The sequence below is a fragment of the Acinetobacter sp. YH16040_T genome, assembly GCF_024605785.1.
GTDB lineage: Bacteria > Pseudomonadota > Gammaproteobacteria > Pseudomonadales > Moraxellaceae > Acinetobacter > Acinetobacter amyesii.
Genome location: NZ_CP094541.1, coordinates 2,037,082 through 2,049,298, shown reverse-complemented (window position 1 = coordinate 2,049,298; position 12,217 = coordinate 2,037,082). Strand labels below are relative to the sequence as shown.

Here is a 12,217-nt window from a genome sequence, read left to right as displayed (position 1 = left end):
TATGCAATCAAATCCAAATGAGAAGATTGATATGAATTGCTTACTAAGGTGCTTTTTGGAAGGAATCACCTAAGCGATTAGATTTGAAAAGTATATTTGTATATATTGAGCTTATAATTTTTAATGATCTAGGCTTCTCGAAATGAAACCAAGCGGAATCTACTGAACTTGATACACAGCATGATTCAGCTTGATTTCTAAAGGTTTTGATCTTTTTTATCCTTTCTTTGTATGGAATACACATGTCAGACGCACTTAAAAACAGCAATATCACTCGCATGCAATTATATAAGCAGCCACAGGGTACGGTTGGCGCGCTGATTATTGGGCATGATCAAACTTTAGAAAAGACGATCGAGTTACTGGGCCTGGCGCAGCAACATCAAGTATCTAAAATTTATGTGGCTGGTGTGACGGAAGAAATTCAGCAATTCCTCACCTCCAAAGTCACGGCATTTCAATTTTACTTTGCTGCAGACTACGACAGCGCACTCGATTTAATTTTTGCAAATCAATAATCCTCTAAATCTTAAGCTGGAAAGTTTGAGCGCAATAATTTGAACGTACAGATGGATAAAGCATTTGTACTTTCTCTTTCTAGTATATAGGTGCTTTATTTATTTGATGTAGTTAATAATTTGCATATTGCAGTAGCTGTGCTCAACTCAGGCATTTATTTTGCTTAAACATGGCGAAAATATGTGCCAGCCTTTAAATTATTCAATAAAGATGATTGAAAACAACATGCGCTGAGCCCATATATAAATCATTGTAAATGCGAAGACAGCTTATGCATCTTGTCGTATGATCAAGTCATTCACAATGTGTTCAAAAAGCTGATAAAGCAATAACTAAGGAATAGGACGAGATATGAACATTGCGGCAAATCCAGTGGTCGAAGCAGACCAAACTGTTTATTTAAAAGATTATCAAAAACCATCATTTGTCGTAGATAGTATCGATCTAGATATTCAAGTCTTTGATGACCATACCAATGTAAATGCAAAATTAGTGATGCAGCGTCAAACAGCAGGGGATTTGGTGTTATTGGGTCGTGATTTGGAACTCAAATCAATTCGCTTAAATGGTCAAGTCTTGCCGGCAGATGCCTATGTTGTAGATGCAGAACAACTGGTGATTTCAAATGCACCTGACCAAGCTGTCATTGAAACCGAAGTCGTGATTCATCCTGAAAGCAATACTCAACTCGAAGGTTTATACCAAGCGGCAGGCGATCTATTCGTCACCCAAAACGAGCCTGAAGGCTTCCGTAAAATTACCTATTATCCTGACCGTCCTGATGTGCTATCGGTATTTACCACACGTGTCGAAGCGGATAAAAAATTCCCTGTATTACTTGCCAATGGTAATTTGATTGAAGCGGGTGAAACCGGTGAAGGTCGTCATTATACCGTTTGGCAAGATCCAACCAAAAAACCATCGTATCTATTTGCCTGTGTGATTGGTGACTTGGCTGTACTCAAAGATTCTTATGTGACGTCTGAAGGTCGTAATGTTGCTTTAGAAATCTATGCAGAAGAAAAAGACATTCCAAAATGTCATATTGCGATGGAAGCTTTAAAACATTCGATGCGTTGGGACGAAGAACATTATGGTCGTCCTTATGATTTAGACAATTATATGATCGTGGCAACCAGTGCATTTAACATGGGTGCAATGGAAAACAAAGGTTTGAATATTTTCAACACCTCTTGTGTGCTTGCTGATGAAGAATATACGACTGATGCTGCGATCATGCGCGTTCAGTCTGTGATTGCACATGAATACTTCCATAACTGGACGGGTAACCGTATTACCTGTCGTGATTGGTTCCAACTCTGCTTAAAAGAAGGTTTGACAGTATTCCGTGATCAGTCGTTCTCAGAAGATTTACAATCTGCTGCGGTACAACGGATCGATGATGTTGCAGTGTTAAAAGCACATCAGTTCCCTGAAGATTCAGGCCCGCTTTCACATCCACCGCGTCCAGATCATTTTGTTGAAATTAATAACTTCTATACCGCAACAGTGTACGAAAAAGGTGCGGAAATTAACCGCATGATGGCGACATTGCTGGGCAAAGAAAAATTCCGTGCAGGTACTGACGAATATTTCAAACGCCATGATGGTCAAGCTGTGACTGTTGAAGATTGGGTGGCAGCACTAACAGCAGGTTCAGGTGTAGATTTATCGAGTTTCTTGATTTGGTATAACCAACCGGGCACACCAAAACTTGAAGCAAAAGGTGAGTACGATGCTGCAAATCAAACCTATACTTTAAGTTTGAAACAAAGCTTAAAAGCGCATCCGAAATATCCAAATTTAAAAGCAGTGCCAATTCCTGTGGCTTTGGCATTGTTTGATGCGACGAGTGGTGAACAGTTAGTTCTCAGCTCAGATGCATTGGTTGAAAATGGCATCAAAGATGGCGTGTATTTATTTGATACCGATACTGCAACGATTACATTTAGCGGTGTAAAAACCCAGCCTGTTGTGTCTTTACTGCGTAATTTCTCTGCACCTGTTAATCTTGAATTTAACTATTCAGATGAAGAGCTTGCTTTCCTGATGCAGTACGAGCCGAATGGTTTTAACCAATGGCAAGCCAGCCAAACCTTGTTAGAACGTATTTTGTTAAATGGCCATGATGCTGACATCTATGTCCAAGCTATACAAAATACATTACCAGCATTGGTTGAGCGTGATCCACTACTTGCTTCACGTTTATTCGATGTACCGACAGAGGGTTATTTAGGTAGCCGTATTGATGCCGACTACAGTCCTGCCCAAGTGCAAGAACAGCGTGAAGCACTTTTAAGTCGTGTGGCACGTGAGTTAGGTGCTTTCTTTAAAGAGACTTATGCAACTTTAGACCCTGATGCGCAGAAAGAGTTTTCACAAGCCATGGGTGTTCGTGCATTGAAAAACATCATGTTGAGCATGATGGCACGTCAAGGCGATGCATCCGTATTTGAATTGGCCTATGAACAATTTAGCTCTACAGGCAATATGTCTGAACGTCTTGGTGCTTTAAAAGTATTGGTTTGGAATGATGCACCACAAGCACAGCAAGCTTTAGAAACTTTCTACACACGCTTTAAAAATGAAGCCTTGTCGATGGACCAATGGTTTATGCTGCAAGCAGCACATCCGAAAGCAACTGCGGAAACCATCAATGCACTGACTGCTCATCCTGACTATGACTTGAAAGTACCGAACCGTATTCGTGCGGTTACAGGCGGTTTAAATAGCAATCCTGTCAACACATGGAGTTTTGGTGTGCAGCACATTGTTGAATTGGCAAAATTCCTCGATGAGAAGAATCCAATTGTCGGTTCACGTTTACTGCAAATTTTGTCCCGTTGGTACACTTTGGCAGAACCGCAGCGTAGTGAAGTCAAAGCAAAACTTGAAGCACTTAAACCTGTTGTGAAATCGAAGAATGTGTCAGAAACATTAAACAGTATGTTGAGTGTTTAATCATTCAACCTCTCTGTACGATTGATTTGAGTTAAATCAGTCCTACTAAAATGAGTCTGTTGTCATAGGTATGGCAGCAGGCTTTTTTATATCCAGTCTTTTTTATCTAAACTTTAGTTAGGATTGAAAATCAATCATGTTTAGATGACTGAAACTCAAAAAATTTCTCTGAGCATTTATTTAAATTACATAATAATTGCAATATAAATCACATAATGGCGCTACAATAAAATAGGTCTAACACATGAATGACTGTATGCGGTAAGGCATCCAAGTTCATGAATGTTTAGATTTTTTTATCTATTTCATTGTGCAAGATTTTGAGGCGGGTCATGTTAGTTAAGGTTGATGAAGGTTTTTATTTAAACTCACATCATATTATTGCAATTCGAATTAATAGAGATTTGCTTGATACCTTTGTTGTTTCGGTAGAATACACACCCAATAGTGTGCAAAACACAGGTGTATTTGAAAAGAAATTCAATGCGCGCCGCGATGCAGAACAATACCTACAGACTCTGAATCAGATCATTGGTAAATCGTAAAAGCTAAAGTGCATATCGTGGATATTGTCTAGATTGAAATGGACATGACATGAATCAGACGCAGATTGACGTCTAGCAAAAGGGATGAAGTGCATCCCTTTTTTTGTGCTTATCTGAGCGAAACTGATGCGAAGAATTGAAAATAAATCATTCTATCGATACGACTCGATTTGCACGTCGGATATTTTCCTGACATGCTGTAGCCATCCAAAATGAGTTAAAACTATATGCGAATCAGTATTGTGGGTGCAGGTCGTGTTGCACATCATTTGCTCAATGTGCTTCATCCACAACATCACATTGTGCAAGTTTATGCGCGAAATCTTGATAATGCAGAAAAACTTGCGGCAACTGTAGGTGCAGAAGCCATTCATACCCCAACTAAGTTGAATGCTGAGATTGATCTTTTGATCATTGCGGTGAGCGACCAATCGATTGCAACCGTTATTCAGCAAGTCAAAGCCTATCTGCCACAAGTTTTGATTGTGCATACGTCAGGTAGCACCAATATCACGGTACTGACCCAACAGCATTCGCGAGCAGGGGTGTTTTATCCTTTACAAACCTTTAGTTTAGATCGAGATGTGGACTGGATGTCGACACCGATCTTTGTAGAAGCGGCCGACTCTGCAGATTTGACGACACTTACAGATTTAGCAAACAGCATGAGCCAAAGGGTTTATCAATATGATTCGGCACAGCGCTTGAGTCTGCATCTTGCTGCGGTGTTTGCCTGTAATTTTAGTAATTATTGTTATGACATGGCAAAGCAGATTGTTGATGCAAAACAAGTCGAATTTAGCTTACTTTATCCTTTGATTTTAGAGACAGCCAATAAAGCTACTCAGGCTGAACCACGTAACATGCAAACAGGTCCTGCAATGCGTGGGGATCAAAATATCATGTTGATGCATGCCAATATGCTTGAGCAAGCTGATCAAGTCGATCTGAAAGCGGTCTATGAAATGTTGAGTCAGCAGATTTTTGAGCATCATCAGAAATAAACAATCCATAAAGAACAATGAATATTTATTAGCTTAGACATACATGTCAAACAGGATGTTACATGGCAAAAGATTTTAATAGCCCACAAGTGGTCGAAAGTTATGATGCACATATACGTAAATTAATTCCCGGTTATGAACTTGTCCATCAACAGATTCAGGCGGTGTTAAATTGCTATGTCGCTGAAGATGCCCATGTACTGATTATTGGATGTGGGACGGGCTATGAATTGGGCTATCTCATGGCCTTGAATCCAACATGGTCATTTACCGTTACAGAATTATCTGAAAATATGCTGAATCAAACACGGCAAAGTGTTGAAGCTGCTGGACAGTTGCATCGCGTCAAATTTGTTTTGGGCAGTCACACTACTTTTGAGCAGGCGAGTTGTTTTGATGCGGCGCTGAGTATCTTGGTGACGCACTTCATTGCGTTGTCCGAAAAAAATGAATTTTTAACAAAAGCTTTTGAATTGCTTAAACCGCAGGGCATTTTTTTAAGTTTTGACTTGATGCAAACTCATTCGAATTTTGAGCAGCGTGTCCTGCCTGAGTTTTGCCAAATGCAAGGTTTATCTGCTGCACAAGCGACAAAAATGATGCAGCGTTTAGAGGATGATTTTGAACTGATTAGCCAGCAGTATTATCAAAGCTTACTGAGGGAAATAGGCTTTGATCAAATCCATTGTTTCAGTCAAATCTTTAGCTATGCAGCTTACTGTGCTTTTAAAACGTCGATTAATTGAAAAAAATAATAGAGTCCACGATTGGGCGTATGAAGTTCATCGATCAATTTGACAGATATTGATGCCACCTTGCAAGAGTGAAGCATGAAACAAAATTTCGATCATCAGTTTCATCCTTCTTGCACGGTAGCGTGTTCATTTTTTTAAAAAAGAAACTTTTCAGTCAGCGTTAAATCACTTATTGTGCATTTATAAAAAGAATCAATTGGATGAAAATAATGTCAAAAATGGAATTTGATTATATTGTGATTGGTGGCGGAAGTGCGGGATGCGTACTGGCTGCACGCCTCAGTGAAGATCCACATATATCTGTGTGCTTACTAGAAGCAGGTGGGCAAGGTGATCAGTGGACGGTCAATATTCCAGCTGCGTGCGTCGTGAGCTTACCGACTAAAATCAATAATTGGGCCTTTGAAACTGTGCCTCAAGCTGGCTTGAATGGTCGTAAAGGCTATCAACCACGTGGAAAATGCCTTGGTGGTTCATCCAGTATTAATGCCATGATTTATATTCGTGGACATAAAAATGACTATGATCAATGGGCAGCACAGGGCAATACTGGCTGGTCATACGACGAGGTCTTGCCCTATTTTATTCGCTCAGAAAATAACAATCGAATACAGAATGAATTCCACGGTAATGACGGCCCTCTATCCGTCACAGATGTGCAAAGCGACAATATTTTCCATCAACGCTATACCGAAGCGGCTCGTGCACAAGGCCATAAAGTCCTCGATGATTTTAATGGTGCAGAACAAGAAGGCTTAGGGGTTTATCAGGTTACGCATATCAATGGAGAACGTTGTAGTGTGGCGCGTGCGTACTTATTTCCACATTTAGATCGGCCAAATTTAACTGTATTAACCAAAGCAACGACACATAAAATTACCATAGAGCATCAAGTTGCGACTGGTGTAGAAGTACAACATGCAGGGCAAATGAAACACCTAAAAGCCAGACGGGAGGTCTTATTACCGGGTGTAGGAAAGAACTTCCACGATCATCCCGATTTCATTTTTGGTTATAAAGTCAAAGAATACCAAGGCACATTTGGCGTGTCCTTACCTGGCTCAATTGATATGTTCAAGCAGATCAGTCGCTATCGTAAGGAACGACGAGGTATGATTGCTTCAAATTTTGCAGAATGTGGTGGTTTTCTAAAGTCTTCACCCGATTTAGCCATTCCAAATTTGCAATTACACTTTGTTGTGGCGTTAGTAGATGACCATGCACGTAAATTTCACGCAAGCCATGGTTTATCTTGTCATGTGTGTCTGCTCAATCCAAGAAGTCGTGGCACGATCAAACTAAGTGGTTCCAGTGTAAATGATCCATTATTGATTGATCCAAACTTTTTAGGGAATGAGCAGGATTTAGAAGATTTGGTACAAGGCTTTAAGTTGACGCAGCAATTAATGATGTCTCCGTCTTTATCGAGTCATTATCAGCAAGATTTATTTACCTCACTGGTCAAAACAAATGATGATATACGTGCAATCTTACGTCAGCGTGTGGATACAGTTTATCACCCTGTCGGTAGTTGTAAGATGGGCGTGGATGAGATGTCTGTGGTTGACCCTGAATTAAAAGTCTACGGGATTCAAAACCTTCGTGTCGTCGATGCCTCTATTATGCCTTCTGTGGTGAATGGCAATACCAATGCGCCGACAGTGATGATTGCTGAAAAAGCCGTGGATATGATTCGACAAAGTCAGCTCCAAGCGCAAGTAGCCTAGTGGTTATTCGTTTTTATGTGATTTGATACAACACAGATAAATCTCAGATCAAAAACAGCAATAAAAAACCACCGCTAACGGTGGTTTTTTATTTCATTCAAAAATTAGTTTACTTTTTTGAAGATGAAGTCATTAATTTTATGGCCTGCTTCAATTCCGCGACGTTCAAATTTAGTTTGTGGACGCCAGTCTGGACGAGGGTAGCTATTGCCTTTACCCGCAAGGTTTTCAAGACGTGGACGTTCTTCAAGAACTTCGATCATCCATTCAGCATACGGTTCCCAGTCAGTTGCTGAGTGGAATGTGCCGCCGATTTCTAATTTTTCTTCAACCAATGGCATACGGTCATGAGATACAAAACGACGTTTGAAATGACGTTTCTTCTGCCATGGATCTGGGAAGTATAATTGCACAGTATTAATACTGTTATCTGGCATTTCACGTAGCACTTGGATGGCATCAGCATCCAATACTCGAAGGTTAGTTAAACCTGCAAGACCTGCTTCATAAACACATTGAGCGATACCCGGAACATGCACTTCAATGCCGACAAAGTTTCGCTCTGGGTTTGCTTTTGCCATTAGCACCAAAGAGCGACCCATACCAAAACCGATCTCTACAGTTAATGGGCGTTCAGGGTGTTCAAAATGCTGACGCAAATCACCAACGGGGTATTCCAAAATTAGATGACCATATTGTTCCAGCGCAGTACGTTGCGAAGTATTAAGTGGCGCAGAGCGGCGCATAAACGTCACGATTTCACGGTGTTCGTTTAGGTTATCCAGATCTACTGCGTGCTGGTCTAATTGATCGTTCGACATAACTTTGGCAAATGTAAAAAATTCGAATGCGGTATTTTAAGTCCTGAGATGCACAAGTCAAATTTTTTACCGTGAATAAATCCGCTTTTTGCTCAATCTCACCGACTGAAGCCGTGCTGAGCATTTGCAATGAGCAGTCAAATGCTCAGCTCAAAAGTGATGAAATAACATTAAGCTAGGCGTTTTTATCGTCAAGATCTTCATTATCAGCACCGTCAAGCTTAAACGGCAAAATGGCCTCAAGCACGGTACAACCCGGCTGTGACTGTATTTTAAATTCACCACCAATACGATGGATTCGCGTTTGCATACTGTGAAGGCCGACATGTAGGCCTTGCTCAACTTCGTCAGGGTTGAAGCCGATACCGTTATCTTCAATACGTAAGATCAGCTGAGTCTCTGTTTCGCACAAACTGACCTGAACTTTGCTTGCTTGACTGTGCTTTAAAATATTGGTCAGGGTTTCTTCTGCGACACGAGTCAAATTGAGGCATTGGGTCGCAGAGGGTGAGTGAATCCATTCGGCAGCAAATTTCCAGCTCGAGCTCATGTCTAATTCTTCAAAGAGCTGTACAAAGCGATGGCGAATCGGCGCCGCCCATTCGATCGGGGTGTCTGGAACTTTCGTCCCTATACTTGAACCCGAATCGATAACTTGTCTTAAATCATTTCGGAACAGTTTAAGCATCGACATGATTTGTGGTTTTTCAATTTTGTCATTTTGTTCTAACAGTAAAATTGAACGGACAATAGATCCGCCTAAACCATCATGCAAGTCATGAGATAAATGAATTCGTTCTTGAAGTCGTGCATTTTCAAGTGCGAGTTGATGTTGTTGACCGAGTGAGGTAGCAAGTTTCAGTTCTGCACGTTGTACATTTTCAGTTAAGGTCTTATTAAAACGTTCAATTTGACGGGTGTGTCGAGCTAAACGCAAAGCCAGTACGCCACCCAAGACGAGGGTGGTCAGTGGCCCAGTATACGGTGAGAGCGCATGACCCTCCATGGTCATCATAAAGTGCGCATCATGTACCGCAATCGGTAAATAAATCAGATACAGCGTTGCAAGCAAATAGGTTTCGGCCATTTTGGCTTTATACGCCAAGTACGGATAGCTAATACATTTGGCCACAAAGACCAAAACAAAGAAGCTAAAACAAATTTGGATGACGGTTTTTAAATAAGCCTCTGGTGCAAAACCAATACAGAGCGCTGCGATAGTGGCAAGGCTTAATAACAGCTTTTGAATTTTTGGGAAGGGGTGGTTTGCAAAATACCACGCACCAATACAGCCAAAAACCGTATAAAAACAGAAAATAATATTTTGTAGACGATCGACCTGTACGGTGGTTAGAAATGCAATTGGCCCATTAAAAATAATACACAGGCTATAAAATACCCAAGCCATGCCTGTAATGGTTAACCATAAGTAAGCTCTTTCATTACGATTGGCGAGCCATGCTAAAAAAAAGAACACGGCCACGACGAAATTAATCATCGTATTCAGTTCGACTAATTGTCGTTGTTCGAGTAACCAAATTTTAAAGGTGTCATAGACTTGCTGGTAATCCCCAATTTGAACTGAACTGAGTCCTGATTTTTGGGTCACCGAACCATACACTTGCACCCAAATGGTATTTACACCTTGCTTTAAACTCGAGCTAGGTAAGTTCAACAGTCTAGGTTGATGTTGGCTTCGCGAAAAATGTTCTGCTGAAATGTAATCTTGCCAAAGTAGGGCTTCGTTGATATAAACCCGTCCACTTTGGGTGATGCCTTGTATAGCGATAGCAATGGGCTGATTTAACTGATGGAGGTCACAGTTCAACTTAAATTGGATTTTGTACCAAGCGATACCATGATAATCCGGCCAACGTTTATTCCAAGTGTCTGGAAGCTTTTGCAGATTTTGCCAACCTGTACGTGGGCGCTCTTGCTCGACAGCGCTTTTAGCTGTGGCAATATGGGTAATTTCAACAGGACAATGACTGCTTGAGATCTGTGGGGTGGCATTGGCAAAACTGGGTATAGCGATACAACATAGCAGGCAAAATAGACTCGCTAAGACCAGCAGCCGATTTGCTTGAATGCAGTGTCGTGACCAAAACCATACCATCAAAATTCCCCCAATTTTGTGTATCCACAATTTAAAAAAATAAATAGAAAGTCAGATCAAATCTTTGTTTTATTATTGATAGTTATAATTTTATGAGATGAATTATACAGTTAAATCGAATGAATGGTGAATTTTTCTCTTTTTTATAGGCTTGGTATTTGATGTAATGTCATTACAAATGAGACTTTGATTATTGAAACCCTTTGCTATATACATCCTGCATAGGGTTTCAATAGGTCACACTTTATTGAAAATTGATTTGATTCAAAGTGAATATTTCAAAAACCCATTAGTCACTGACACGGTCAAGTAAAGTACTACTTGCTTCATTTAAGCCAAAAACGTCTACTTGTATCTGTTTTGACTCAAATTTTTGCACGACATTTTTTAAAATATTAACGGAGGTAATATCCCAAATATGGGCATGACTCAGATCAATTCGCACATGACGAACCGTCTCCTGAAAATCAAAAAATTGATAAAAACTCTCAGAGCTACTAAAGAAAACTTGTCCATAGACCGTGTAATTACGGATATTGTCTTTAAGTTCTGATGTGACTTTTACCGAGCTTTCCAGTTGATTAATAATAAACAACGCAGAGAGGAGCACTCCAACCAATACGCCAAGAGCTAAATTATGCGTTGTAAGCACCACGATCACCACAGCAATCATCACGACATTAAAAGACATCGGATGCTTTGAAAATTGCTTGACTGAATTCCATTGGAAAGTAGTGAATGACACCATGACCATAATCGCAACTAAGGCCGCCATTGGGACATAGGCCAACCAGTCTTTTAAGAACACCACTAAGCACAACAAAAATACACCTGCAACCAAAGTGGAGAGGCGAGTTCGCGCGCCAGAGCTGACATTAATAATCGACTGACCAATCATGGCACAACCTGCCATGCCGCCCATAAAACCACTGACAATATTGGCAATCCCTTGACCACGACATTCCTGATGACGATCTCCTTCAGTTCCAGTGACTTCATTGATCACTGTCGTGGTCATCATGGTTTCTAATAGGCCAACTGTTGCTAGGGTGATGGAAAAGGGGAAAATAATCGTGAGGGTTTCAAGATTGAAAGGAATGTCAGGAATCAAGAACATGGGTAAAGTCTCTGGAAACTTGCCCAAATCACTTACAGTACGCAGGTCAGCACCCAAAAATAATGCCAAGCTACTGAGGACAATAATGCAAATCAGCGGTGATGGAATAGCTTTGCCAATTTTAGGTAGATATGGAAAAAGATAAATTATTGCAAGTCCTAAAAGCATAAAGACATAGCCCAAACTATCCATCTTTGAAATTTCAGGTAGCTGTGCGACAAAAATCAAAATCGCGAGTGCATTTAAAAAACCATACACCACTGACTGCGAGACAAAGCGCATGAGTTTTGCCACTTTAAAATAGCCAGCAATGATTTGTATGACACCAGTTAAAACCGTGGCAGCCAAAAGGTATTGCAAACCATGATCTTTGACCAATGTGATCATAAGTAAGGCCATCGCACCCGTAGCAGCTGAAATCATTGCTGTACGACCACCAAATAAGGCAATGGTGCCGGCGATACAAAACGAAGCGTACAAACCAACCTGAGGGTCAACCCCAGCAATAGCTGAAAAGGCGATCGATTCTGGAATTAGCGCCAGTCCAACTACTAAGCCAGCGAGCACATCGGTACGAATATTGGAAAACCATTGTTCTTTTTTAAGTTGTAACACGGTAACTTTTCATCAAATCTTAAACGCGGCTATGTTA

The 12,217-nt window shown here is 40.6% G+C and carries 9 protein-coding genes; 6 read left to right on the top strand and 3 right to left on the bottom strand.

The window, feature by feature from the left end; all coding sequences use genetic code 11:
• Window positions 1-242: 242 nt before the first annotated feature.
• The 6 genes from MST16_RS10065 (at window position 243) to MST16_RS10040 (ending at window position 7,511) form a co-directional block, all read left to right on the top strand.
• Window positions 243-518: a hypothetical protein gene (locus MST16_RS10065; RefSeq protein WP_168378916.1), complete on the top strand. Its 276-nt coding sequence runs from the start codon at window positions 243-245 to the stop codon at window positions 516-518.
• Between the two features lie 352 nt (window positions 519-870).
• Complete coding sequence (pepN, locus tag MST16_RS10060) at window positions 871-3,480, top strand: aminopeptidase N (protein ID WP_180010322.1); 2,610 nt, start codon at window positions 871-873, stop codon at window positions 3,478-3,480.
• Between the two features lie 332 nt (window positions 3,481-3,812).
• Window positions 3,813-4,025, top strand: coding sequence for a hypothetical protein (locus MST16_RS10055; RefSeq protein ID WP_078193638.1), 213 nt, complete (start codon window positions 3,813-3,815; stop codon window positions 4,023-4,025).
• Between the two features lie 227 nt (window positions 4,026-4,252).
• Window positions 4,253-5,029 carry a Rossmann-like and DUF2520 domain-containing protein gene (locus tag MST16_RS10050; protein ID WP_180010323.1) on the top strand — a complete coding sequence of 259 codons (777 nt, stop codon included), beginning with the start codon at window positions 4,253-4,255 and terminating at the stop codon, window positions 5,027-5,029.
• Window positions 5,030-5,091: 62 nt separating this feature from the next.
• Window positions 5,092-5,775, top strand: a complete 684-nt coding sequence (locus MST16_RS10045) for a class I SAM-dependent methyltransferase (RefSeq protein WP_180010324.1) — start codon at window positions 5,092-5,094, stop codon at window positions 5,773-5,775.
• Window positions 5,776-5,993: 218 nt separating this feature from the next.
• Window positions 5,994-7,511, top strand: coding sequence for a GMC family oxidoreductase (locus tag MST16_RS10040; protein WP_180010325.1), 1,518 nt, complete (start codon window positions 5,994-5,996; stop codon window positions 7,509-7,511).
• Between the two features lie 104 nt (window positions 7,512-7,615).
• On the opposite strand, the gene trmB is transcribed toward MST16_RS10040, so the two are convergent.
• The 3 genes from trmB to MST16_RS10025 form a co-directional block, all read right to left on the bottom strand.
• On the bottom strand, window positions 7,616-8,332 hold the full coding sequence (gene trmB, locus MST16_RS10035) for a tRNA (guanosine(46)-N7)-methyltransferase TrmB (RefSeq protein ID WP_078188891.1): 717 nt from the start codon (window positions 8,330-8,332) through the stop codon (window positions 7,616-7,618).
• Window positions 8,333-8,507: 175 nt separating this feature from the next.
• Window positions 8,508-10,448 carry a sensor histidine kinase gene (locus tag MST16_RS10030; RefSeq protein WP_257224597.1) on the bottom strand — a complete coding sequence of 647 codons (1,941 nt, stop codon included), beginning with the start codon at window positions 10,446-10,448 and terminating at the stop codon, window positions 8,508-8,510.
• Window positions 10,449-10,737: 289 nt separating this feature from the next.
• Complete coding sequence (locus tag MST16_RS10025) at window positions 10,738-12,180, bottom strand: SulP family inorganic anion transporter (RefSeq protein ID WP_180010327.1); 1,443 nt, start codon at window positions 12,178-12,180, stop codon at window positions 10,738-10,740.
• Window positions 12,181-12,217 lie beyond the last annotated feature (37 nt).